This is a genomic window from Caulobacter sp. FWC26, assembly GCF_002742645.2.
Lineage (GTDB): Bacteria > Pseudomonadota > Alphaproteobacteria > Caulobacterales > Caulobacteraceae > Caulobacter.
Map to the genome: position 1 here is coordinate 2,926,185 of NZ_CP033875.1, position 24,399 is coordinate 2,950,583.

Below are 24,399 nucleotides of genomic sequence, written 5' to 3' on the forward strand. Positions count from 1 at the left end.
AAGGCGGAACATTCGATTGCGAGATGATTGACACCGGTTTCCATCCTGCCGATAGCGGGCGATGACAGCAGACAGGCGACGACGATCACCCCTGATGACCCAATCGACCTCGATCCCTGACGAATCGATCCACCTGGTGGACTCGCGCGATCATGTCGCCACTGCGCTGCGTGATCTCACCACTGGCGAAAAGGTGCGGCTGCACGGCCAGGCGCTGATCGTCGGCGCGGACATTCCCAAGGGCCACAAGATCGCGACGCGTCCGGTGCGATCCGGCGAGGATGTCTTGAAATACGGCTGGCCGATCGGACGCGCCACCCGTGACATCGCGGCAGGCGATCACGTTCACGTCCATAACGTCGCCACCCGCCTCGAAGGCGTAGAGGACTACAGCTTTTCCCCCGCCCCGGTGACACGCCCCCCGGCCGCTGATGCAAGAACATTCCAGGGCTTTCGCCGCAAGAACGGCAGGGCCGGGACGCGGAACGAAATCTGGGTTCTGTGCACCGTCGGCTGCGTCGCCAACACCGCGCGCCGGATCGCAGAAAAAGCCAACCAGCGCTTTAGCGGCCGGGTCGATGGCGTTCATGCCTTCCCCCACCCATTTGGATGCTCGCAACTCGGCGACGATCTGACCCATACGCGCAAGCTGATCGCCGCGCTGGCCAGTCATCCCAACGCCGGCGGCGTGCTGATCCTGGGCCTCGGCTGCGAGAACAACCAGCTCAAGACGCTGCTCGAAAGCGCGCCCGATATCGATCGGGAACGACTGAGAAGCTTCACGACCCAGATGGTCGAGGACGAACTCGAAGATGGCCTGGCGGCCGTGGAAGCGCTGGTCGAAATCGCCGAGCGCGATCAGCGCGAACCGGTCCCGATCTCCCAACTGGTCGTCGGCCTGAAATGCGGCGGATCGGACGGCTTCTCGGGAGTCACCGCCAATCCGCTGGTCGGGCGGATCGCCGACAAGGTCGCCGAGGCCGGTGGCACCCCCGTACTGACGGAAATTCCCGAGATATTCGGAGCCGAGAACGTTCTTCTGCAGCGCGCCGCGACACAGGAAGTGTTCGACGCTGCGGTCGCGGTCATCGACGATTTCAAGCGCTACTTCATCGAAGCCAACCAGCCGATCTATGAAAATCCGTCTCCGGGCAATATCGCGGGCGGCATCACCAGCCTCGAGGAAAAATCCCTTGGCGCGGTGCAGAAGGGCGGGCGCTCGCCGCTCGTGGAAGTTCTGCGCTATGGCGACAAGGTCGGTCGCCACGGCCTGACACTGCTGGAAGCGCCCGGTAATGACGCGGTGTCGTCCACGGCCCTGACAGCGGCCGGGGCGACGGTGATCCTGTTCACCACCGGCCGCGGAACGCCACTGGGCTTTCCCGCGCCGACCCTGAAGATCGCCTCCAACTCCGGACTGGCGCAGCGCAAGCCGGGCTGGATCGACTTCGATGCGGGCCAGGTGCTGGAAGGCGTTTCAATGGACGCTGCGGCTGACCGACTGATGGACCTTGTGATCGCAACCGCTTCCGGCAAGGCGACCAAGGCCGAACAGAACGGCGAACGGGAGATCGCGATCTGGAAATCCGGAGTCACCCTCTGAAATCCGCAAAGCTGGATTGCCACCGGTGTCCAAACTGGCTCATCTACCGTCCCGCCCTTCCCTAACGAAACTCCAGGCGTGTCCTTTGACTGCTTCCTTCGTCACGACCCAAGCCCTCCGCCTCAGCGCCACCAGCTATCCCGGCGCGATCCCCGGCGTGGCCATTCCCGGCTACGACAGAGACAAGATTCAGGTCGGTGTGGTGCACTTCGGTCCGGGCGCATTCCATCGCGCTCACCAAGCCTACTATTTCGACAAGCTGCTGGAGCACGACCCGCGCTGGGGCGTGTGCGCCGTGTCGCTCAAGAGCCCCGGCGTCCGGGATGCGCTGGAGCCCCAGGATGGCCTCTACACCCTGGCCCAGCTTGACGCCGACACGACCTTCCGCGTCATGGGCTCGATCCTGGAAGTGTTGGTGGCTCCCGAAGATCCGCCCTCCGTGTTCGCGCGTCTCGCCGCGCCGACCACTCGCTTGGTCACCCTGACCGTGACCGAAAAAGGCTACACGCTGTCGCCTGACGGGGGACTGGACGAGAACCATCCCGACATCATCCATGATCTGGCCAATCCACGCGAACCCCGGAGCGCCGTCGGCTACATTGTGGAAGGTCTGCGCCGCCGTTTCGCCGCCGGGCTCGCGCCGTACGCGGTCGTGGCCTGCGACAACCTCGCCGACAACGGCTGGCGGCTGAAAGCCGCAGTGGTCGCCTATGCCGGCAAGCTGGATGAGGAACTCGCCCGCTGGATAGACCACGAGGGCCGCTTTCCGCGGACGATGGTCGACAGCATTACGCCGGCGACCGATGATGCGCTACGCGCCCGCGTTCTCGCCGCCACCGGACTGGAAGACGCTTGGCCGATCCAACGCGAGGCCTTCACCCAGTGGGTGGTCGAGGACGTGCTGCCAGCGGACGGCCCCGACCTCGCCAGCGTCGGCGTCATCCTGACTGACGATGTTCGTGGGTTCGAGCGCGCCAAGCTAAGGCTGCTGAATGGCGTCCATTCAACGCTCGCCTATGTCGGCCTGCTGCGCGGCCATGAGACGGTCTTTGAAGCCGTCAGTGATCCCGCCCTCGCCGCCCTCGCGCAGGACATGATGGCCAACGACATCATCCCGACGCTGACGCCACCGCGCGGCCTGGACCTGCAGAGCTATGCCGACGCGATCCTGGCGCGTTTCCGGAATCCGGAGATCCGCCATCTGCTCTCGCAGATCGCCTGGGATGGCTCGCAGAAGCTGCCGTTCCGGATTCTGGGAACCCTCACCGAGACTTTGGAGGCTGACCGGTCCATTGAACGTCTGGTGGTTCCTCTAGCGGCCTGGATGCGCTTTATCGCTCGCCGCGCCGAGGCGGGTGAGATGATCGTCGATCCGCTGCAGGAACGCCTGTCGGCTCTGGGCGCGGCGGCGACCGGCGAAGCCAAGACCGACGTCGCCGCGTTCCTGGCGCTGGACACGGTGTTCCCCGCCGCGCTCTCGGAAAATCCAACCTTCGTGGCGGCGCTCGAAACGGCCTATGCCAACCTGAGCTAACGCGTAACGCCGCGCGCGGTCAGCACCGGCACGACGGTGCTGACCAGGATCTGAAGATCAAACAGGAACGACTGGCGGCGCAGATATTCGGCGTCGAGCGCGACCTTGTCGGGAATGGCCAGTTCATCCCGCCCATTGATCTGAGCCCAACCGGTCACGCCGGGCCGTAGACTATCGACCCCCGCCGCCTGGCGCGCCGCGATCAGGTCGTGCTGGTTGAAGAGGGCGGGACGCGGGCCAACCAGGCTCATGTGGCCGATGAACACACTCCACAGCTGGGGGAGTTCATCCAGGCTGAGCTTGCGCATGGCGCCGCCGATGGGTGTGAGCCATTGGTCGGGATTGTCCAGCAGGTGCGTGGCCACCTCGGGCGTGTCGATCCGCATGGTGCGGAACTTGGGCATCGGAAACAGCGCCGACGCCCGCCCGACACGTTGAGACCAGTAGAGACCCGGCCCTGGCGACGTCGCTCGCACCAGCAGCCAGAGCAGCGCGAGTGGCGTGGCCAGAACGACCAGCCCGACCCCCGCCGCCACCATATCGAAGGCGCGCTTCACGCGACGCCCTAGGCCAGATCGCCGCTGGCCGCGTCGAGCAACAGATAGGCCCGCCCTGCGTCGGACGACAGCAGCGCCGCCAGCAAGAAGCCCTCGCGGTCCTGACCCGCTGCTTCCTCGATCATGCCCGCATAGCGCTTGAGGAAGCGCTCAGTGTTGCTCTTAAGGGTGGCGTCGGAGAATAGCCGGCGCACGAGGCGACGGATCGCCGCCGGCGCCAGGCGCTTGACCACCTCCCGCGCGCCGACGGAGTCCCGCGTTTGCAGCGCCGCGGCGATCTCGTCGATACGACCGCGCGGCAACAGAGCGTGGGGGTCGATGCCCATGGCTGTGATCTCGGCGGCGAGCTTTTCACCCAACCCCGCATCGCCCGGCGTGCTGTTCTCGATGCCCGACAACAGGCTGCGCCAGCTCCAGTTTCCTTCCGCGTCGGCCTCGGACGGAGATCCCCCGGCCTGTTTACGGGCTGAGGCCTGCTCGAACACCGAGCGGAATTCCTGATCGGTCGCCGTGGGCGTGAGGCGCAAACGCCGCCGATCCAACGGCGGCTCGTCCTCGTCGTCGAATTCAGCGATCGGCAGCGCGGCCGGCGTCGGCGCGGGCGGGGTTGGCGGCGGTGCGGCGGCGCGACTCCGCGTTGGCGGGGCCAGCGTCGCGGCGCGCGCCGCAACAGTCGAAACGCCGGAAGCCGTCACAGCCCCCGCCGCCTCGCTCAGCATCTCGTAGTTGCGACGAACCCGCTCCTGGAAGGCCTGATCGATGGCCGCCGTTTCCTCGGCCGTGCGACGCACGGCGTTCATCAGCTGCTCGACGCCCTGCTCGATCGCGATACGAACCTCCCCGGCCTTCTGCAGGGCTTCGGCGGGCAGGTCTGCGGTGCGCCGGCTGATCTCGGCCAGCATCACCTCAAGCTCGTCCAACGTCCCGCGTGCGGTCTGCACCGAGTCCTGAAGCTTCTGCGCAGTGCGCGCGCCGGCCTGCTCGACCATTTGGGCGGAGTGCTCGATGATGTCGCGCGCCTCCTCCATCCGAGACTCGAACACCGCGTCCGCCTTCTGACCGGCGGCGAAGGCGATCTCGTTAAGTTGGTCGACACGGCTGCGCGCCGCTTCGACACGCGCCTCAACGCTCTCGCTGGCCTTCAGAGCCGCCTCAGCCATGGCTTCCATGGCCGCCTTGAGTTCCTCTTCCAGCAGGGAGCGCTGGTTTTCGGCGACGTCGCCAATCGTCTCCAGCGTCTTCTTGGTTTCCTCGGTTAGGGCGTCGCGCTGAGCCTTGGCGCCATCGGCCATCTCGCGGAACTGGTCCGCCGCCGCGCTGATCAGACCGCGCAGGATCTCCGCGCCCATGGCCGCTGTGTCCGACAACTCGGTCGCGCCGACGCGGGTGTAGGCCACGAATTCGGTCAGCTGCGCCGTCCGCGTTTCGGCCTCGGCCGCGAAGTCCTCCTGCTCCGAACGCAGCGCCTGACTGATTTCGACCAGCGCGGCCCGTTGCGCCGCGAGCGTCTTTTCGACCGAAGCCACCTGGTCCCCGACGCCGACGCCAGCGGTCTCCAGACGCGCGATCTGTCTTGAAAGGTCCTCAGCCCCGACGCGAGCGGCGTCGGACGCCTCGGCGGCGGCGGCGGCGAGATCGGCTGCGCGGGCGGCCAAGGCCGCTTCGGCTTCACGCAGTTGAGTCTCGGCCAGATCGGACGCCTCGGCGACCATTCGGGCCTGGCTGCCGATCGCGTCGACCACCGCCGTCGAGCGTGCATCCAGGGACAGCGAGAGGGTCTCCATCGCCGAGCGCTCGTGGCTCAGGCCTTGCGCCAGCTGATTGGCCATACGCGCGGACTCAGCGGCGGCGTCCGCGAGGCGCGCCGTCTCCTCGGCCAAGGCCTTGCGGAGCGAGATAATGTGCTCGCGTGCGCGCTCGGCCGCTGCGGCGGCCTCGTCCACGCCCTGGCGCATGGCGTCCACAGCGTTCGTGGCGCCGGCGGCGGCGAAGGCGGCGGGGGTGACCAGTCGGTCGGTCAGGGTTCGGTTGCGTCGCAATTCGTCCGAAATACCGTTCGCCTGACGAAGCAGGTACGCGCCCAGCAAGGTCAGTAAGGCTGGCCCGATCGCCAGACCTGCGAACACCATCAGTGCAAAGCCTTCGATCTTGAAGGCCGGCACGCCGCGGGCATAACCCAGCGCGAAGGCGATCGGAGCCAGCGCCCAGAGCGCCGCGACCGCCGTCGCCAAAGTCCAGAAGAGGACGCCGGACATGCGACGCGGAACCGGCTCGGCTTCGAGGGCGATGGCCGGATCAGATGCGGAATCGCGCAGATCCAGCGCCGCCTCGCGCCCGCGCGTCGTCGCCGCAGCTTCGGTCGGGGTCGCCTGTTCGACGATGGGCGCCGGCGGTTGGGGCGTCGCCGCTAGCGACTGAGCAGCCCTCGCTTCAGGCTCGGCGATCCTCGCCTGCTCGGCTTCCCGGCGACGCCGAGAGCGCGCGGAGGTCGGGGGCGGCACGGCGAGGTCATCCGCGCGCTGATCAAGCGTTAACGGCTCGCTAACAGGCGCATCGTCCTCCGGCGCCACGGACGCTGCCGGCTCCGGGAATTCAGGCGTGGTCTTGGGTTCCTCGGGAGGGATCTCCGTCGGCGTCGCGGAGAAATCGAGCGGTTGGCGCTTCTTAGGCTTCATACACAGCCAGGGTCCCAAGACGGGGCATAAAAGGGGCGTCGGCGAGGGGGCGTGGGTAGAACGTCGCGCGCCGAACCCCTCCTTCGCGTGTTACATGAACCTAACGGCGAAAAGCCTTGGGGAAAAGCGGCTTTGGTTGCGTTCTCGAGGGTTGCGACGCCAGGGCGCGGGTTCAGGCGTCGCGTTTCGTCCGTTGGGGGCCGTTCAGGGCGACCGGGTCCGCCGGAACGGCCGCATCGCGGGAACGGCTGACCGTTCGCGCTTGCGTTGATTTGGCGTGAGGACAGACGGCGTGCTCGACCACGACGCCGAACTGGCAGAGCGCAAATGACGACAGCCAGACGACCGCCACGGCCAACATTTCCGCCAGGAAGCTCATAGCTCGCCTCACGATCCGATAGCGACGTTATGCGAGAACCCCATGGCTTCGGCGAGTGAAATTTTGGTCATGAAGCGCCCGCCTTTCCGAGCCGGCGCCACGGCATCTGACAGCGCCCCCAGAATTACGACGGTTGTCGACGCGTCTGCTCGGGCCTAGGTGCCAGCCTAAGGCCGGCGCGCCCTTGAGCAGGCGTCATGCCGGAGATTTTTCCTTTGCGGACCCCAGCCTTGGCCCTTACGCAACTTGCACCCGCCGCCTCTCCGCCGGACCCGATGACGCCCGATCTCACCCAGGCAGCGATGACTCCAGCGCGTTTGACTCATCTCCAACGCCTGGAGGCCGAGAGCATCCACATCCTTCGCGAGGTCGCCGCGGAGTGCGAGCGGCCGGTTATGCTCTACTCAATCGGCAAGGACAGCGCTGTGATGCTGCACCTGGCCGCCAAGGCGTTCTATCCAAGCAAGCCGCCCTTCCCGCTGCTGCACGTCGACACGACCTGGAAGTTCCGGGAGATGTACGCTTTGCGGGATCGGATCGCCTCGGAGCTCGGCTTCGACCTGCTGGTCCACAAGAACCCGGACGCCGAGGCGCGCGGGATCAATCCGTTCGATCACGGCAGCGCGGCGCACACCGACCTTTGGAAAACCGAGGGCCTCAAGCAGGCACTGACGAAGTACGGCTTCGATGCGGCCTTCGGCGGCGCCCGCCGCGATGAGGAAAAGAGCCGCGCCAAGGAGCGGGTCTTCTCCTTCCGCACGGCCGAGCACCGTTGGGACCCCAAGAACCAGCGCCCGGAGCTTTGGAACCTCTACAACACCCGCAAGCATCCGGGCGAAAGTCTGCGCGTCTTCCCGATCTCCAATTGGACCGAACTCGATGTCTGGCAGTACATCCATCTGGAGAACATCCCGATCGTGCCGCTGTACTTCGCGGCCGAGCGACCGGTGGTCGAGCGCGACGGCGCGCTGATCATGGTCGACGACGACCGCTTCCGCCTGCGTGAAGGCGAAGTCCCGCAGATGAAGAGCGTTCGGTTCCGCACCCTGGGCTGCTACCCGCTGACCGGCGCCGTCGAAAGCACGGCCGCCACCCTGCCCCAGGTCATCCAGGAAATGCTGCTGACCACCACCAGCGAGCGCCAGGGCCGCGTCATCGACCATGACCAGTCCGCCTCGATGGAGAAGAAAAAGCAGGAGGGCTACTTCTGATGGCGCACCAGTCCGCCCTCATCGCCGAAGATATCGAAGCCTATCTGCACCAGCATCAGCACAAGTCGCTGCTGCGCTTCATCACCTGCGGCAGCGTCGACGACGGCAAGTCCACCCTGATCGGCCGACTGCTGTACGACAGCAAGATGATCTTCGAGGACCAGATGGCGGCCCTTGAGGCCGACTCCAGAAAGGTTGGCACCCAAGGTGGGGCGATCGATTTCGCCCTGCTGGTCGACGGCCTGGCCGCCGAGCGCGAGCAAGGCATCACCATCGACGTCGCCTACCGCTTCTTCTCGACCGAGAAGCGCAAGTTCATCGTCGCCGATACGCCCGGGCACGAGCAGTACACGCGCAATATGGTCACCGGCGCCTCGACCGCCGACGCGGCCGTGATCCTGATCGATGCGCGCAAGGGCGTGCTGACCCAGACCCGTCGTCACAGCTATCTCGTCAGCCTGCTGGGCATCCGCCACGTGGTCCTGGCGGTGAACAAGATGGACCTGGTCGGCTGGGACCAGACCGTCTTCGACGCCATTGTCGCCGACTATCGCGCGTTCGCCGAGCAGATCGGTCTTTCGGTGTTCACCCCGATCCCGATCTCGGGTCTGGGCGGCGACAACATCGCCACGCGCAGCGAGGCGACACCCTGGTTCGACGGTCCGATCCTGATGGACTGGCTGGAAGCCGTTGAGGTCGAGGACGACCTTCAGGCCAAGCCCTTTCGCATGCCGGTGCAGTGGGTAAACCGCCCCAATCTCGACTTCCGGGGGTTCTCGGGCCTCATCGCGTCGGGCGCGATCAAGCCCGGCGATCGCATCCGCGCCCTCCCTTCGGGTCGTGAAAGCCGGGTGGCGCGGATCGTCACGCTGCCGGGTGATCTCGACCAGGCGGTCGCCGGCCAGTCGGTCACCTTGACGCTGGAAGACGAGATCGACATCTCGCGCGGCGACGTTATCGCGACCGCCGACGCCCCGGCCCCTGTCGCCAATCAATTCGAGGCGACCATCGTCTGGATGGACGACGAACCCTTGCCGCCCGGCCGGACCTATCAGCTGAAACTCGGGGCTCGGACCGTTGGCGCCAGCATCACCGACATCAAGCACCGGGTGAACGTCAACACGCTTGAGAAAGCCGCCGCCAAACGCCTCGAGCTGAACGAGATCGGCCTGTGCAACCTGTCGGTCGATCAGGCGATCCCGTTCGAGGCCTATGCCGACAACCGCCAGATGGGCGGCTTCATCCTGATCGACCGCCTGTCGAACCGCACGGTCGGCGCGGGCATGATCAACTTCGCCCTGCGGCGCGCCGACAACATCCATTGGCAGCACACCGACGTCAGCAAGGTCTCGCGGGCCGCCCTGAAGCGCCAGCGGGGACAGGTGGTGTGGCTCACCGGTCTGTCGGGCGCGGGCAAGTCGACGATCGCCAACCTTGTCGAGAAGCGCCTGCACGCCCTGGGTCGCCACACCTATCTGCTGGATGGCGACAATGTCCGCCACGGCCTGAACAAGGACCTCGGGTTCACCGAGGAGGATCGCGTCGAGAACATCCGCCGGGTGGCCGAGGTCGCCAAGCTGATGGTCGATGCGGGCCTGATCGTGTTGACCGCCTTCATCTCGCCGTTCCGGGCCGAGCGCCAGCTGGCGCGCGACCTGATGGAGCCCGGCGAGTTCATCGAGGTCTTTGTCGACACGCCGCTGGCCGTCGCCGAGGCGCGGGACGTCAAGGGCCTCTACAAGAAGGCTCGGTCGGGTCAGCTGAAGAACTTCACCGGCGTTGACAGCCCCTATGAAGCGCCGGAAACGCCGGAGCTGCGCATCGACACGACCGCGATCGATCCCGTCGAGGCGGCCGAGCGGATCGTGGCCTGGCTGGAGGGCCAGGAGATCGACTACACGATCTGAAGTCGCTCAGAAGCGGAGCCTGTCGGAAGACAGGCTCCGCGCGCGGCGCGTCAGCAGGATTGCGCCGGCCAGGCCCAGCAGCGCCATGAAGGCGGTGGCCAGGTAACCGAATGCACCGAAAGCGTCGAACAGAGGGCCGGACGCCAAGGTCGCTATGCCCAGGGTGAAACCCGACGACAGCGCTGAATTGATCGCTTGGGCCGGCGAGGCGGCCGAAGGCGGCGCCAGCTTCTCGATCAGCCGCAGCGACGCCAGGAACGAGGCGGCGAAGGTCAGAGCATGCAGCATCTGCAGCGGGAACAACGCCCAGAGCGGCGGCTCAAAGGCGTAGACTGTCCAGCGCAGCACGGCGGCGCCCGCGCCTAGCACCAGGAACAGCTCCGGCCCCCAGCGGCGACGCAGCGGTTCGAGGAACCACATGAAGCCGACCTCGGCCGCCACCCCCACGCCCCACAGCACGCCGATCATCGGCTCGCTGATCCCCTGCTTGCGCCAAAGAATGGCCGAGAAGCTGTAGTAGAAGGCGTGCGCGCCCTGGATCAGCCCGGCGGTCACCACCGCCAGGACAAAGGTGCGGTTGCGCAGCAGCTCCGACAGGCCGTTCCAGCGCTCCGACCGCAGCGGCTTGGCGCCCTCGGCATGGACACGCTCCGCCGGCACCAGGGTCGCGGCGGCCAGCGCCCCGAACAGGCACGCCGCCGCGATCCAGACCGCGATGATCGTCGGCGCCGCGAAGGTCAGTATCGCCCCCATGGCCAGATTAGCCGCGATGAAGGCGCTAGAGCCGGTCCCGCGCGGGATGCCGTAGTTGAAATTGTCGACCCGGGCCCGCCGCAGGGTGATGACATCGATCAGCGGCGAGACCGTCGAGAGCAGCGTCTGGCCGACGAACCAGGCCAGCATGAACCACCAGAGGTTGGCCGGTCCCAGCAGAGCGCCATAACCGATCGCCGCGCCCAGCAGCAGCAGCACCATCGGCGTGCGGCGCAGGGTGAAGCCGTCCGCCCAGACCGCCAGCACCGGCCCGGTAAAGGGCTTGAGCAGCAGCGGCGCGGCCAGGATCAGGCCAATCGCACCGCCGCTCATACCTCGGTCACGCAGATAGGTGCCGATATAGGGTAGGCTGACGCCGGAACTCAGAAAGATGGCGGCGTAGAACAGGCAGAGGCGAACCAGGGTCGAGAACCCCTGCCGCTCTGCCTTGTCCGCCCCGCCCGTCACCTTACTCCGCGCCGCCGAAGCGGGCCGTCCAGTCGGCGATCTGCTCGTCCTCGATCTTCTTGAACAGAACCTCCGGCACGGTCACCGGCGCGCCGACCGTCAAGCTGCCGAGTTCGGTCTTGGCGTCGTTCGACGGCCAGGCGGCCGGGAAGTCCAGGCCGAAGGCGTCGCCGATCTTTTCGGCGGCGAACGGGATGAACGGCGCGGAGATTTTCGCGTACAGCGCCGCCAGGTTCAGGGCCGTGCGCACGATGACGGCGGCGCGGTCGCGATCGGTCTTGATCGCCGTCCAGGGCGCGGCTTCCTGCAGGTACTCGTTGCCAACCACCCAGAGGGCGCGGAGCGCCTGGGCGCTCTTGCGCATCTCGATCGCGTCCATCTGCTCGGTCAGATCAGCCAGACGAGCCGAGACATCGGCGAACAGCTTCTCCTCCAGCGGACCGGGCTCGCCACCCGCCGGAACCACGCCCTCGAACTTGCTCTCGTTGAACTTCAGGATACGGTTGACGAAGTTGCCCAGCACATCGGCCAGGTCACGGTTCACGGCGCTGGCGAACTGTTCCCAGGTGAAGGCCGTGTCGCTGCCTTCCGGCGAGTTGGCCGTCAGGTACCAGCGCCACAGGTCGGGCGGCAGGATCTCAAGCGCCGCGTCCATGAACACGCCGCGCTTGTTCGAGGTCGAGAACTTGCCGCCGTACCAGTTCAACCAGTTGAAGGCCTTGAGCATGTCGACGCTCTTCCAGGGCTCTTCGGAGCCGAGGATGGTCGCGGGGAAGCTGACGGTGTGGAACGCCACATTGTCCTTGCCCATGAACTGAACGTAGCGGACGTCGTCAGCGCCGGCGTCGGTGCGCCACCAGCGCTTCCAGTCGCGGTCCGGCGAGCCTTCGGCCCACTCCTGGGTGGCGGCGATGTACTCGATCGGGGCGTCGAACCAGACGTAGAAGACCTTGTCCTCGAAGCCGGGGCGCGGAACACCGTCCTTCGCCACGGGGATGCCCCAGGCGAGGTCCCGGGTGATGCCGCGATCGATCAGGCCCTCGTCCAGATGTTTGTAGGCGATCGAGCGGGCTAGCGGCGGCCATTCGGCGTGGGCGTCGACCCAGGCGCGGATCTTGTCCTGCATCTTGGTCTGCAGCAGGTAAAGGTGCTTGGTGTCCCGCACCTCGATGTTCCGTGAGCCGGAGATCACCGAGTACGGATCGATCAGGTCGGTCGGGTCCAAGAGGTTTCCGCAGTTGTCGCACTGATCGCCACGCGCCTTCTCAAACTTGCAGTGCGGGCAGGTCCCTTCGACGTAGCGGTCGGGCAGGAAGCGCTTGTCGTCGACCGAATAGACCATCTGGTCGACGCGTTCCTCGATCAGGCCGTGATCCTCCAGGGCCTGGCAGAAGTGCTGGGTCAGGCGATGGTTCTGCGGCGAGGACGAGCGGCCGAAATGATCCCACGACAGGCCGAAGGCCCGGCCCACGTCGTGCTGCAGCACGTGCTGCTCGGCGCAGTAGGTGGCCACGTCCTGGCCAGCCGCGGCGGCGGCCAGTTCAGCCGGCGTGCCGTGTTCGTCGGTGGCGCAGATGTAGAGCGTCTCGTGGCCTTGGGCCCGCTTGAAGCGTGCATAGACGTCCGCCGGCAGCATGGAGCCCGCGAGGTTCCCCAGGTGCTTGATGCCGTTGATGTACGGCAGGGCGGAGGTGATCAGGATGCGTGCCATGCGGGCGCGGCCTTTCGGGGGAGTCTACAGAACGCTTGGAAGGGTCCGCATATAGAAGGCTCGGACCGGAAACGAAAGCGCAAGCCGGTTGACCGAACAGCGTTCTCGGGGGCAGCCTCACGAACGCTGAGCCGGATAGACCTCATCCGGCGGTTTCGGGGGAAACGCCAATGAAGAACGTGAACTGGCTGGGCCTTGTCGTGGCCCTGGTCGCCGGACAGGTGATCGGCATTCTCTGGTACGGCAATCTTTTCAGCGCCGCTTGGATGGAGGCCCAGCGCCTGACCGAAGCCGACTTCGTCGGTCAGGACTGGAAAATGGGGCTTGGCGTCGTGAACATGATCGTCATCCTTCTGGGCTTGGACTGGCTGCTGCGTCGGCTCGGCGTTGACGGCTATGTCGCCGGGGCGAGGACCGCCCTGCTGGTCTGTGTCTGCTTCGCCCTGACGGTCGCAGCGCTAAACTACATCTATGCCGCTGGAACGCTGTCTCTGTTCGTGATCGACGGCGGCTACCAGGTCGTGACCTACACGATCGCCGGCGCGTTGCTGGCCGGCCTGAAGCGCAGACCAAAAGCGGCCTGAGCTAGAGGATCCTCCCCCAAAACGGGGAGGATCCCGACAGTCTCCGCTACAGCGGGATGTTGTCGTGCTTCTTCCAGGGGTTGGAGAGTTCCTTCCCCTTGAGGCTCTTTAGGCCCCGCACAATCCGGCGACGCGTGCCGTGGGGCATGATGACGTCGTCGATATAGCCGCGAGAGGCGGCGACAAACGGATTGGCGAAGCGATCCTTGTACTCGGCCTCGCGGGCGGCCAGGGCCTCGGGGTCCTTGGCCTCTGCGCGGAAGATGATCTCCACCGCCCCCTTGGCGCCCATCACCGCGATCTCGGCCGTGGGCCAGGCGTAGTTGAGGTCGCCGCGCAGGTGCTTGGAGCTCATCACGTCATAGGCGCCGCCATAGGCCTTTCGGGTGATGACGGTGATCTTCGGCACGGTGGCCTCGGCGTAGGCGAACAGGAGCTTGGCGCCGTGCTTGATCAGGCCTCCGTATTCCTGCTTGGTGCCCGGCATGAAGCCCGGCACGTCGACGAAGGTGACGATCGGGATGTTGAAGGCGTCGCAGAAACGCACGAAGCGCGCGGCCTTGCGGCTGCTGTCGATGTCGAGCACGCCCGCCAGCACCTGCGGCTGGTTCGCCACGATACCGACCGTCTCGCCGTCCATCCGGGCGAAGCCGCAGATGATGTTCTTGGCCCACTCGCTGCTGATCTCGAAGAAGTCCGCCTCGTCGACGATCTTCAGGATCAACTCCTTCATGTCGTAGGGCTTGGTCGGATCGGCCGGGACCAGGGTGTCCAGGCTCATCTCCTCGCGCAGCGGCTCGTCGAAGCTCTCGCGCTCAGGCGCGGCCTCGCGGTTGGACGAGGGCAAGAAGTCGATCAGGCGACGCACCTGGGTCATGGCTTCCAGATCGTTCTCGAACGCCCCCTCGGCGACGCCCGACTTGGCCGCGTGGACCCGGGCCCCGCCCAGTTCCTCGGCCGTGACGACCTCATTGGTGACGGTCTTCACGACGTCCGGGCCGGTCACGAACATGTAGCTCGTGTCCTTCACCATGAAGATGAAATCGGTCATCGCCGGCGAATAGACGTCGCCCCCGGCGCAGGGGCCCATGATCACGCTGATCTGCGGGATGACGCCCGAGGCCATGACGTTCTCGACGAAGATGTCGGCGTAACCGGCCAGGCTGTCGACGCCCTCTTGAATCCGCGCGCCGCCCGCGTCGAACAGGCCGATCACCGGCGCGCCGACCTTCATGGCCTGGCGCTGCACCTTGACGATCTTCTGGGCGTGAGCGTTCGACAGCGAGCCGCCAAACACGGTGAAGTCCTTGGAGAAGACGTAGACGACCTTACCGTTGATCGTGCCCCAGCCGGTGACGACGCCGTCGCCCGGGATCTTCTGGTCCTGCATTCCGAAGTCGGCGCAGCGGTGCTCGACGAACATGTCGAACTCCTCGAACGAGCCCTCGTCCAGCAGCAAGTCGATCCGCTCGCGGGCGGTCAGCTTGCCCTTGGCGTGCTGACTGGCGACACGCTTCTCACCGCCGCCGGCCTTGGCCTGCTCGCGACGACGCTCCAGTTCCTCGAGAATGTGCTGCACGCGCGTACTCCCCTGCCCGGTTCATTAGACTGGCGGTTCTTCCACCTTATGACCAAGCCGTAGCGAGGCCTGCGTCAGGGCGCAAGGCGGACCTTGCGGCAGCGCAGCATAAGCCGTCGCCGGAGCGTCAGCGCAGCGCGGCGAACCAACGCTCGATCATCTCCGCCTCGACGCCCAGCGCCTCGGCCCGCGCCTTGGCCTCGGCGTCCTCGCCCCATTGCTCGGCCTGATAAATCTCGTCCAGCCGCGACAGGTCCAGCGCGCTCCGCCCGGACAGCCGTTCCGCCCGGACCGCGAGGGCCAGGGCCGTCGAGCCGAAGAGGCCTGCGGCGAAGGCCATGCCCGCCAGCGCGAAATCGTCCAGGGTCAGGGCCAAGCCCTCGATCGACGCCAGGGTGTCCGGCGGCTGCGGCGTGTGGATGATCCCGCTGACAGGCGTGAACGCCAGGCCATGCTCGGCCTTGATCCAGTCCAGAACCGCGCCCCACTCACGCTCTTGTCGCTCGACCAGCGCCCTGGGGCTTTCAGCGCGATAGCAGAGGTGATCCGAGGCGGCGTAGGCGGTGATCTCCCGAGCGACCTCGGCGCGGGTCTCGGCGATCCGGTCAATGGCGGTGAAGGCCAGGCGGGTGGCCGGCATCGCGCTGCTGTCGATATACTCGACCTGCGCTTCCCACTCGGCGGCGATCATCTCTCCCAAGGCCTTGGTCGGCGCGATGAGAGGCTTCTTGGCCGGCGATTTGGGCGTGCGGCCGTCCAGCTGGACCGCGAAGCCGCCCTCGGCCGGCGCAGCAGCGGCGGCCTTGTAGAAGCGCTTGGGTTTCAACAGCAGTTCGGACTTGTCGGACACGGCTCAGGCTCTTTTTGACGCGCGTCCGCGACGGAAGGGCGGCGGACCGGCGTTGAATGGGCAAGATCACGCGTTCGCGCAAGGGAGAGCGCCCTTTGAGCCTACCATCCAAGGACATGATGGCCGCCATCGCCGTGACGCGCTTTGGCCTGGGCGCCCGGCCCGGCGAAATCGAGGCCGCCACATCCGATCCCCGCGAGTTCCTGATCGCCCAAATCCGCCGCGAGGGCGCGGACGTGCCGCAGGACGACGGCGAAAGCGCCGGCGCGCGCTTCGAGCAGATGCGCGCCTACCAGCAACAGCGCCGGGCCGAGCGCCAGAAGAAGGACGGCGAGGACGACGCTAAGACCACCGCCCAGGCGTTCATGAACGCCCAGCGGGACCTGCGCGAAAAAGTCGGCGCCGACTTCCTCGCTCGCGCGCGTCTTGGGGCGGCCACGCCAGCGGCCTTCCGGGAGCGCTGGGCGCTGTTCTGGGCCAACCACTTCACCGTCTCGGCGACCAAACAGCTGACCTCGGTGCTGATCGGGCCGTTCGAACGCGAAGCCCTTCGGCCTCATGTGTTCGGCAGCTTCGAGACACTGCTGGTGGCTTCCTCGACTCATCCGGCCATGCTGACCTATCTGGATCAGGCCCAGTCGATCGGTCCCAACAGCCGCGCGGCGCAGTTCGCCGCCCGGCGGCGCAACGCCAAGGCCGGTCTCAACGAGAATCTGGCCCGGGAAATCCTGGAGCTCCACACAGTGGGCGTCGATGCGGGCTACACGCAGGGCGATGTCACCGAGTTCGCCCGCGCCCTGACCGGCTTCTCGCTCGGCCGCGAACAGGAAGACCGCGCCGGCCAGTTCCTGTTCCGCGAACAGGCCCACGAACCGGGCGTGCGCACGATCCTGGGCCGGCGCTACGGCGAGACAGGCATGGCCCAGGGCCTGGCCGTGCTGCGTGACCTGGCCGCCGATCCTCGCACCGCCAGACACGTCTGCGGTAAGATCGCCCGCCACTTCGTCGCCGATGTTCCGCCGTCGTCCCTGGTGGAGCGGCTGGAACGGCGGTGGCTGGAAACCGGCGGCGACCTGGCCGCCGTGGCCAAGGCCCTGGTCGAGAGCCCCGAGGCCTGGAACCCGGCGGCCGCAAAGTTCAAGACGCCCTACGAGTACACGCTGTCGACCTGGCGGCTGATCGGCGCCGAGCCCTCGGCGATCGAGCGCCTCGCGCCGATCCTGACCAGCCTGGGCCAAAAGCCGTTCTCGGCCCCCTCCCCGAAGGGCTGGGCCGAGGACGCCCAGACCTGGGCCGCGCCCGACGCGCTGATCAAGCGGATGCAATGGGCGCAAGGCTTCGCCGCCGCCGTCGCCGACCGCGCCGACCCCAACACCCTGGCGCGCTCGGCGCTGGGTGAGCGCCTGACGTCGCCGGTCGCCACCGCCATCGCCCGGGCCGAGACCCGCCGCGAGGCCTTCGCCCTTCTGATCATGAGCCCGGAGTTCCAACGCCGATGACCGCGCCTCTGAACCGCCGCTCACTGCTGGGCCTGGGCGCGAGCCTGGGCCTCTCGGTCAGCTTTCTGGGAACCCAGGCCTTCGCCGCCTCGGAGGGCGATCTGGCGCGCAAAAAGCTGGTCGTCGTCATCTGTCGGGGCGGCATGGACGGCCTGTCGGTGTCACCGCCGGTGGGGGACGCGAACTACGCGGCCCTGCGCGGCTCGATCGCAATGCAGCGCGACCAGGTTCGGATGCTGGACGAGACCTTCGGCCTGCATCCTGAGCTGAAGGCCGTCCACGCCCTGGCGCAGAAGGGCCAGGCCCGTATCGCGCCGGCCATCGCCAGCCCTGACCGCGCGCGCTCGCACTTCGAGGCCCAGGACGTGCTGGAGACCGGCTCGGCCAAGGTGTACGGCGCCGAAACCGGCTGGCTGAACCGCACGCTGGAGGCCCTGGCGCCAGTCCGCAAGGTCGAGGGTCTGTCGGTCGGAACCACCGCGCCTTTGATCCTCCGCGGCAAGGTCCAGGCGGCCAGTTGGTCGCCGGGCAAGCTGGTCGACGAGACCGCTCGCCTGCCCGGCCTTCTGCAGGACCTCTACAAGTCCGACCCCCTGCTCGGCCCCGCCTTCGCGCGAGGACTGGAGACCGAAGCCATGGCTGAGACCGCGATGGCGGGCATGGCGGCTTCCGGATCCATGGCCGCGCCGGACCTCGTCCGAAACCGGGGCGGAGCCGAGACCGCGCGCAAGCTGGGGTCGACGCTGGGCGGGTTCATGACCCAGACCGGCGGTCCGCAGATCGCGGCGGTCTCGCTGGACGGCTTCGACACCCACGCCAACCAGCCGGGCCAGATCGCCACGCGGCTGTCCTACATGGACGCGGTGCTGGACGGGCTTCATCAGGGCCTTGGCGCGGAGTGGAAAAATACGGTGGTGATCGCCGTCACCGAGTTCGGCCGCACCGCGCGGGTGAACGGCACCGGTGGCACCGATCACGGCACGGCGTCCACGGGCCTGATCCTGGGCGGCGCGCTGAAGCCCGGCGGGATCGTCGGCGACTGGCCGGGCCTGGCCGACAAGGCGCTGTTCGAGAACCGCGACACGGCGCCGACGCTGGACATGCGCGGGCTGTTCAAGGGCGTTCTGGCCGACCACATGGGCGTCGACCGCGCCCTTCTCGATCGCAAGATCTTCCCCGACAGCCCCGGCGTGAAGCCGGTCGCGGGTCTGGTTTAGACTTCCGCGAAACCGGACAGCCGCGCTCTTGCAGCGCAGCCTGTGGGGGACCAAGCGGCGCTTCTCAGCGTCGCTTGGTCTGCCGCCGGGCGAAGGGATCCTGGTCGGCCTCGTCCTCGGAGAATCCGAACTTGCGGAAGCCTTCCTTCATCTCGGCGCTCAACGGCGCCTCGATGTGCAGCATGCCGGCCGACGGATGCGGCAGCAGGATCGAGCGGGCGTGCAGCTGCAGCTTCAGCCCCTCTGACAAGGGGGCGGACTTTTCGTCGCCATACTTGGGATCGCCGAGAATCGGGTGCCCCATGGCCTTCATGTGGGCGCGTAGCTGGTGGGTGCGGCCGGTGTGCGGACGCAGGGCCATCCAGGTCACGCGCGGACCGGCGCGGCTGATGGTGACGAACTCGGTCTCGGCCGGCTGGGCGTCCGGGTCCTTGGGCTGGGCAGGAACCACAAGTTCGCGGTCACCGACCCCGCGCTTGGCCAGGTGCAGTTCCATCACGCCCTCGGTCGGGTGCGGATTGCCGGCCACGATCGCCCAATAGGTCTTCTGCGCCTTGCGCTTGGCGAAGGCGCCCGACAGACGGGCAGCCGCCGACGGGGTCTTGCCCAGGAGCAACACCCCCGAGGTGTCGCGGTCCAGGCGGTGGACCAGACGCGGACGATCCACGCCCTCGCCCCACGCGCTGAGCAGCTTGTCGATATGCTTGGTCGTCTTGGTGCCGCCCTGCACGGCCAGACCCGCCGGCTTGTTCAGGGCCAGGACTTCCTCGTCCTCGTAAAGCACCAGCGACTTAGCGTAGGCGACGTCGCGCGCCGACAGCTTGTTCTTGTCGGACGGATCAGGCGCGTCGGGCAGCGGCGGCACGCGGATCTGGCTACCGGCCGCCAGCTTGGTGTCGGCCTTGGCGCGCGAGCCGTCGACCCGGACCTGGCCCGAGCGGAACAGCTTGTTCAGTTGGATATGGTTCAGGTGCGGCCAGCGGCGCTTGAACCAGCGATCGAGGCGCACCCCGTCCTCGCCAGCGTCAACGTAGAGGGTGCGGACTTCCTTGGTGCTCATGCGAAGACTTTCCGGGCCACCAGAAGGCCCGCGAACAGGGCCGCGATCGCCAGAAGGACGCTCGCAGCGGAATAGGTGAACGCCTGGCCGTAGGCGCGCTTCTGGATCATCAGCGCGGTCTCCAGCGAGAACGACGAAAAGGTTGTGAAGCCGCCCAGTGCGCCGACGCCCAGCAGCACCCGCCACTGTTCGCCAGAACCGTTACCGCGATGCGCCAGCCATGAGGCCAGGCAGCCCATCAGAAAGCCGCCGACCACGTTGACTGTAAAGGTGCCATACGGCCAGCCGGGTCCCAGGACCCGCATGGCGCCGACGCCCACCAGATAGCGCGCGACGGACCCGACGGCCCCTCCGGCCGCCACCAAGAGCAGCTTGTTCATGACCGCCTTATGCGCCGAGGGGCCGCGAACGCCAAGCGCCCACCGTCCATCCCTCGGTTTTCCCCCGCTCTCTTCACGGTAAACCCGGTCGGAAACCCTATTTCCAAACGGGAGGTTAAGCGCGTGATCGGCACTGTGCGGGTTCATCCAAAGCGCCAGGTCCATGCCCTTCGACACCCCCTCTTCAGACGCGAACGAACGCGTGGCCTTACCGGCGCCCGTCGTCCGACGCCTGGCAGGCTCGGAGCTGATCGCGCGCGGTTCGGTAAACGTCATCAGCATCAAGGCCATCCGCGCCTGGGCCGGCGAATGGTGGAGCCAGAAGCGCACCGACGTCTGGACCTATGTCGAGCGCAAGCTGAACGACCATCTGGACCGCCAGGACCTGCGCGCGCGGATTTCCGACAGCGAGTTTCTGATCGCGACGAACAACGATCAGGGTCTGGCGGCCCAGGCGACCAGCGTGAAGATCCTCGAGGACGTGCTGACGCATCTGTTGGGCGCGGCTTCGGTGATGGACCTTGGCGTTCGCTCGGTGATCGGCGTCGAGGACGGCGCGGCCGTATGCCGGCCGATCGATCCGATGGTGATCCTGGCGGCCCGCGCGCGGCGCGACTCCGCCCGCTCGCCGGTCCGCATCGCCATCGAACCCAGCGACGAGGCCCGACGTACTCCCGTGGCCTTCACCACCGCCGGCGGCGCGGCGCTCCGGGTGGATTTTACGCTGGAACACGTCGTCAGCCTGAGACGGAGCATCACCACGGCCGTGCGCATCGAACCGATGGTGACCCATCTGGCCAGTGGTCGGCAGGCCTCGGCGCGAGCATTGACCAAGCTTTCGGACCGGGACGTCGCCTTCATCGACGAGTCGACGCTGAAATATGCCAGCGTGTTCGCCCGCGCCGCCCAAGGGCCGAACACGCCTGAACTCATCCTGCCGGCCTCGTTCCGTACGCTCGGCACTCAACGCGGCCGCGACCTATTGACCGGAACGGCGGGCCTGTCGCTGAGCCTGCTGCGCGGCGGGGTGATGATCGAACTGGTCGACGTGACGCGCGGCACGCCGGCGGGACGTTTGCTGGAGGTGGTCGGACTGCTGCGCGCCCTGACGCGCGGGGTCATCGCACGCGTGCCTCCCGACAAGGAGGCGCTGCGCGTGCTGCGTGACGCTCGCCTGGCGGGACTGGCGCTCGATGCATCGGACCTTTCGGGCGAGGCGTCGAAGATCGCGATGGACATCATGACCTTTGGTCGGGACGCCCAGGGTCTGGCCGCCATGACCATTCTGCAGGGGCTGCCGGCCGAGGGGTATTTCGCCGCCGCCGACACGGCCGGACTGACCCACGCGTCCTTGCGGGCGACCTATCCGCTCGCCCGGCAGGCGGCCGCTTAAACGCTAGCGCGCCCGTAGCCGACCACCTTGACGATCTCTCGCGCGTCGTAGGCGTCACGGTCGCGCGGTGTCGGTCCTTTGCCGAACACCACCTCGATCGAGCGTGCAAAGGCGGGTCCTGGACCGAGGTCGAAGCTCGTGCCCACGCCGACCCCAAAGCCGGTGCGTCGGCCAAAGCTGGCGGAACCACCGCCGACGGAGAGGCGCGGGCCTGATCCCGCGCCGCTGACGACAGTGGAACGGTCGGCGATCCGGAACCAGTCGTAGCCGTCACGCAAAGCCAACTCGGCGGCGCGCAGCAGCGCGTAGTCAGCGACCTGAGCTTCCGGAGCGCCGGGCCCACCCTGGAAGGTGACCCGGTAACGCCCGGCCTCCAGGCGATACTCGGAATAGCCCATCGCGGTCGGCGCGCCCTGGGCCGCGCGATAGACCGTGGGGGCGGTCGCGCAGGCGGTGAGCAGCAAGGCGGCCAAGCCGGCAGCGATCAGGGGTGTGGCGGTTTTCATCACGGTTGGCCCTTTCAAGCCTGCTCAACGGTCGCCGGGGCCGGCTGTTCCGGAACAGGCAGGTCCAGAGCTTCGAGCATCGTGGTGAAATCGGTCGGAAGCGGTGCCAGGATCTTGCGTTCGCCACCCAGCGGATGCGGGAAGCTCAAGCTTGCGGCGTGCAGCATCAGGCGCGGGGCGGCGAACCCGCCCAGCATCAGCGCGCCGCCATATCGGCTATCGCCGGCCAGGGGGCGGCCTATGGAGGCCATATGAACGCGCAATTGGTGCATCCGGCCCGTGTCCGGCGACAGCTCGACCAGCGCCGCCAAACTGTTGTGCGCCAGGGTGCGATAGCGGCTGCGCGCGGTCTCGGCGTCCGGATGGTTGGGGTCGCAGACGCGCATATAGGCCTCGCGCCCGATCGACTCGCGACGCAGCGGACTGTCGATCATGCCGCCCTTGGGTTCGGGCGCGCCGGCGACGATGGCCAGATAGCTCTTGCGAAAGCGCTTGGCCTCCAGCGCCTTGCCCAGCATCGCCGCCGCCGGCTTGGTCTTGGCCGTCAGGATCACGCCCGAGGTGTCGCGGTCCAGACGATGAACCAGCTTGGGCCGAGGCCTGTTGGGTCGCGCGAACGCCCACAGCAGGTCGTCCAGCGTATGCGCCTTGATCCGTCCGCCCTGGCTGGACAGGCCCGCCGGCTTGTTGAGCACGATGATCGTCTCGTCCTCGTACAGCACCCAGGATCGCGCTGCAGCGATCTCGTCCGGTGTCAGGGCGATGGGCGTCTCTGAGGCCTTGGGCTTGGCGACGCCGGGCGGACGACGGTGAGGCTTGTTCATGACGCCCCCCTACCGAAATGACGCGAGAGAATGAAAGCCCCAATCGTAGCGACCAGTGTCGCCGGCCCCGTGAAAACCAGCAACGACCCCATAACGTCTTCACGCCACCACGGCATGGGCTCACTGAACATCATGTCCAAAGCGGTGTTGCAGAAGGCCTCGCCATAAAGGAACGCCGCCACCGCCAAGCCCGAGATGGCGGCGGAGACGACGGGGCGTCCCGGAAAGGCCTGAGCTGTCAGCACGATGCCGGTCGCCACCGAAAGAACGGCCAAGGGGAGCAGCAATTCCCGAACCTCGCGCGGAGGCGATCCCATAGCGCCGCCCTGAGCCGCGAAGGTCAGGAGCGTCAGCAGAATAAGCCCGACCGCGAGATATTGGCTCCTTAGCGCCTTCACTTGCCGCCCCTCCGCCTTTGACTCCAGGCCTCGAGACGCTCGCGCACCTTGGCCTCGGCGCCGATCGGCTTGGGCTCGTAGAAGCGCCGGCGCTCCATCCCGTCGGGGAAGTAGTTCTGGCCCGACACGCCGCCTTCCACATCGTGGTCATAGGCATAGCCGTCGCCATAGCCGAGCGACTTCATCAGCTTGGTTGGGGCGTTCAGGATATGAGCCGGCGGCGTCAGGCTGCCGGTTTCTTTCGCGGCCCGGCGTGCGGCCTTGTAGGCGGTGTAGACGGCGTTGGACTTGGGCGCGCTGGCCATGTGGACCACCGCCTGGGCCAGGGCCAGTTCGCCCTCGGGCGAACCGAGAAAGTCGTAAGCGTCCTTGGCCGCCGTAGTCAGCAGCAACGACAGCGGATCGGCCGCGCCGATATCCTCGGACGCCATGCGCACCAGGCGGCGGGCGATGAACAGCGGGTCCTCACCGCCCTCCAGCATCCGCGCCAGCCAGTACAGCGCTGCATCCGGGTCGCTGCCGCGCACCGACTTATGCAGGGCCGAGATGAGGTTGTAGTGCTCCTCGCGGTCCTTGTCGTAGGCGGGGCGACGCTTTTGCAGAAACTGGCCCAGTTGCGTCGGGTTCAGCGGGCTGTCGGTCCCGATCGAGAATAAGGTCTCGGCCAGGGTCAGCAGATAGCGGCCATCGCCGTCGGCCATGGCCACCAGGGCCGAGCGCGCCTCGGCGTCGACCGGCAACGGGCGGCTTTCGGCCGCTTCGGCGCGCTGCAGCAGAAGCTCCAGCGACTCCTCGGTCAGGCGCTTGAGCACAAAGACCTGGCAGCGCGACAGCAAAGCGCCGTTCAGCTCGAAGGACGGGTTCTCGGTCGTGGCCCCCACCAGGGTGACGATCCCCTCCTCGACGAACGGCAGAAAGCCGTCCTGCTGGGCGCGGTTGAAGCGGTGGATCTCGTCGACGAACAGCAGGGTCGACTGTCCCGCCATGCGCCGGGCGCGGGCCTGTTCGAACGCCTTCTTCAAGTCAGCGACACCCGAGAACACCGCCGAAATCTGCATGAACTCATAGCCGCCGGCCTTGGCCAACAGGCGGGCGATCGTGGTCTTGCCTGTGCCGGGCGGTCCCCACAGGATCATCGAGGCTAGGCGATGCGCCGCCGCCATCCGGCCGATCGGCCCTTCAGGGCCCAGCAGATGCTGTTGGCCCACGACCTCATCCAGGCTCTGCGGCCTCAGGCGATCAGCCAAGGGTGATGGCGCATGGGGTGTCAAGCCGGCGGCCTGGAAGAGATCGGACATTCGACTCTTCTAG

At 67.0% G+C, this 24,399-nt stretch carries 21 protein-coding genes; 8 read left to right on the forward strand and 13 right to left on the reverse strand.

Annotation, left to right across the window (positions count from 1 at the left end):
* The first annotated feature begins 94 nt into the window (after positions 1–94).
* Both CSW63_RS15380 and CSW63_RS15385 read left to right on the forward strand, forming a co-directional pair.
* Positions 95–1,603, forward strand: a complete 1,509-nt coding sequence (locus tag CSW63_RS15380; protein WP_062099875.1) for a UxaA family hydrolase — start codon at positions 95–97, stop codon at positions 1,601–1,603.
* 85 nt (positions 1,604–1,688) lie between these two features.
* Entirely contained in the window at positions 1,689–3,137 is a 1,449-nt protein-coding gene (locus tag CSW63_RS15385) for a mannitol dehydrogenase family protein (protein ID WP_062099874.1), read from the forward strand.
* Here CSW63_RS15385 and CSW63_RS15390 read toward each other — a convergent pair.
* The 3 genes from CSW63_RS15390 to CSW63_RS15400 all read right to left on the reverse strand — a co-directional run bounded on the left by CSW63_RS15390 (position 3,134) and on the right by CSW63_RS15400 (position 6,748).
* A complete protein-coding gene (locus tag CSW63_RS15390) occupies positions 3,134–3,694 on the reverse strand; it encodes a sugar transferase (RefSeq protein WP_062099873.1) in 561 nt (186 codons plus the stop codon). The genes CSW63_RS15385 and CSW63_RS15390 overlap by 4 nt on opposite strands.
* Positions 3,695–3,702: 8 nt before the next feature.
* Complete coding sequence (locus CSW63_RS15395) at positions 3,703–6,369, reverse strand: hypothetical protein (RefSeq protein ID WP_062099872.1); 2,667 nt, start codon at positions 6,367–6,369, stop codon at positions 3,703–3,705.
* Positions 6,370–6,541: 172 nt separating this feature from the next.
* Entirely contained in the window at positions 6,542–6,748 is a 207-nt protein-coding gene (locus CSW63_RS15400; RefSeq protein ID WP_369797891.1) for a hypothetical protein, read from the reverse strand.
* Positions 6,749–6,978: 230 nt separating this feature from the next.
* Here CSW63_RS15400 and cysD point away from each other — a divergent pair, with 230 nt between their 5' ends.
* Positions 6,979–7,959, forward strand: a complete 981-nt coding sequence (gene cysD / locus CSW63_RS15405) for a sulfate adenylyltransferase subunit CysD (RefSeq protein ID WP_168193668.1) — start codon at positions 6,979–6,981, stop codon at positions 7,957–7,959.
* Positions 7,959–9,866, forward strand: a complete 1,908-nt coding sequence (gene cysN, locus CSW63_RS15410) for a sulfate adenylyltransferase subunit CysN (RefSeq protein ID WP_062099869.1) — start codon at positions 7,959–7,961, stop codon at positions 9,864–9,866. Before cysD ends, cysN begins: the two co-directional genes overlap by 1 nt.
* A gap of 6 nt (positions 9,867–9,872) precedes the next feature.
* Here the strand turns inward: cysN and CSW63_RS15415 are convergent, their stop codons facing one another.
* Both CSW63_RS15415 and metG read right to left on the reverse strand, forming a co-directional pair.
* Positions 9,873–11,087 carry a major facilitator superfamily domain-containing protein 6 gene (locus CSW63_RS15415; RefSeq protein WP_062099868.1) on the reverse strand — a complete coding sequence of 405 codons (1,215 nt, stop codon included), beginning with the start codon at positions 11,085–11,087 and terminating at the stop codon, positions 9,873–9,875.
* A gap of 1 nt (position 11,088) precedes the next feature.
* Positions 11,089–12,798 (reverse strand): methionine--tRNA ligase, encoded by a 1,710-nt coding sequence (metG, locus tag CSW63_RS15420; protein WP_062099867.1) that lies wholly within the window; start codon positions 12,796–12,798, stop codon positions 11,089–11,091.
* A 170-nt stretch (positions 12,799–12,968) separates the two neighbouring features.
* On the opposite strand from metG, the gene CSW63_RS15425 reads away from it, so the two are divergent.
* Positions 12,969–13,382 carry a DUF1761 domain-containing protein gene (locus CSW63_RS15425; RefSeq protein WP_062099866.1) on the forward strand — a complete coding sequence of 138 codons (414 nt, stop codon included), beginning with the start codon at positions 12,969–12,971 and terminating at the stop codon, positions 13,380–13,382.
* A gap of 46 nt (positions 13,383–13,428) precedes the next feature.
* Here CSW63_RS15425 and CSW63_RS15430 read toward each other — a convergent pair whose 3' ends face one another.
* Together CSW63_RS15430 and CSW63_RS15435 are read right to left on the reverse strand one after the other, a co-directional pair.
* The gene (locus CSW63_RS15430; RefSeq protein ID WP_099503310.1) at positions 13,429–14,961 is read right to left on the reverse strand and encodes an acyl-CoA carboxylase subunit beta; all 1,533 of its coding nucleotides are present in this window, start codon (positions 14,959–14,961) and stop codon (positions 13,429–13,431) included.
* 127 nt (positions 14,962–15,088) lie between these two features.
* A complete protein-coding gene (locus tag CSW63_RS15435) occupies positions 15,089–15,811 on the reverse strand; it encodes an ATP12 family chaperone protein (RefSeq protein ID WP_062094878.1) in 723 nt (240 codons plus the stop codon).
* Between the two features lie 56 nt (positions 15,812–15,867).
* On the opposite strand from CSW63_RS15435, the gene CSW63_RS15440 reads away from it, so the two are divergent.
* Both CSW63_RS15440 and CSW63_RS15445 read left to right on the forward strand, forming a co-directional pair.
* Complete coding sequence (locus tag CSW63_RS15440) at positions 15,868–17,310, forward strand: DUF1800 family protein (protein WP_062094876.1); 1,443 nt, start codon at positions 15,868–15,870, stop codon at positions 17,308–17,310.
* A complete protein-coding gene (locus CSW63_RS15445; RefSeq protein ID WP_062094874.1) occupies positions 17,307–18,527 on the forward strand; it encodes a DUF1501 domain-containing protein in 1,221 nt (406 codons plus the stop codon). Before CSW63_RS15440 ends, CSW63_RS15445 begins: the two co-directional genes overlap by 4 nt.
* Before the next feature lie 64 nt (positions 18,528–18,591).
* Here the strand turns inward: CSW63_RS15445 and CSW63_RS15450 are convergent, their stop codons facing one another.
* A complete protein-coding gene (locus tag CSW63_RS15450; RefSeq protein WP_062094872.1) occupies positions 18,592–19,587 on the reverse strand; it encodes an RluA family pseudouridine synthase in 996 nt (331 codons plus the stop codon).
* Complete coding sequence (crcB, locus tag CSW63_RS15455; protein ID WP_062094871.1) at positions 19,584–19,967, reverse strand: fluoride efflux transporter CrcB; 384 nt, start codon at positions 19,965–19,967, stop codon at positions 19,584–19,586. The genes CSW63_RS15450 and crcB overlap by 4 nt, the downstream gene beginning before the upstream one ends.
* A 163-nt stretch (positions 19,968–20,130) precedes the next feature.
* Between crcB and CSW63_RS15460 the strand changes: the two genes are divergently transcribed.
* Positions 20,131–21,360 carry a hypothetical protein gene (locus tag CSW63_RS15460; protein ID WP_062094869.1) on the forward strand — a complete coding sequence of 410 codons (1,230 nt, stop codon included), beginning with the start codon at positions 20,131–20,133 and terminating at the stop codon, positions 21,358–21,360.
* On the opposite strand, the gene CSW63_RS15465 is transcribed toward CSW63_RS15460, so the two are convergent.
* From CSW63_RS15465 to CSW63_RS15480, 4 genes are read right to left on the reverse strand one after another with little or no spacing between them, the layout of a single operon-like run.
* Positions 21,357–21,866 carry a hypothetical protein gene (locus CSW63_RS15465; protein WP_062094867.1) on the reverse strand — a complete coding sequence of 170 codons (510 nt, stop codon included), beginning with the start codon at positions 21,864–21,866 and terminating at the stop codon, positions 21,357–21,359. The genes CSW63_RS15460 and CSW63_RS15465 overlap by 4 nt on opposite strands.
* 14 nt (positions 21,867–21,880) lie before the next feature.
* Positions 21,881–22,690 carry an RluA family pseudouridine synthase gene (locus CSW63_RS15470; RefSeq protein ID WP_062094865.1) on the reverse strand — a complete coding sequence of 270 codons (810 nt, stop codon included), beginning with the start codon at positions 22,688–22,690 and terminating at the stop codon, positions 21,881–21,883.
* Positions 22,687–23,088, reverse strand: a complete 402-nt coding sequence (locus CSW63_RS15475) for a hypothetical protein (RefSeq protein WP_062094864.1) — start codon at positions 23,086–23,088, stop codon at positions 22,687–22,689. Before CSW63_RS15475 ends, CSW63_RS15470 begins: the two co-directional genes overlap by 4 nt.
* Positions 23,085–24,386, reverse strand: a complete 1,302-nt coding sequence (locus CSW63_RS15480; RefSeq protein WP_062094863.1) for a replication-associated recombination protein A — start codon at positions 24,384–24,386, stop codon at positions 23,085–23,087. The genes CSW63_RS15475 and CSW63_RS15480 overlap by 4 nt, the downstream gene beginning before the upstream one ends.
* Between the last annotated feature and the right edge of the window lie 13 nt (positions 24,387–24,399).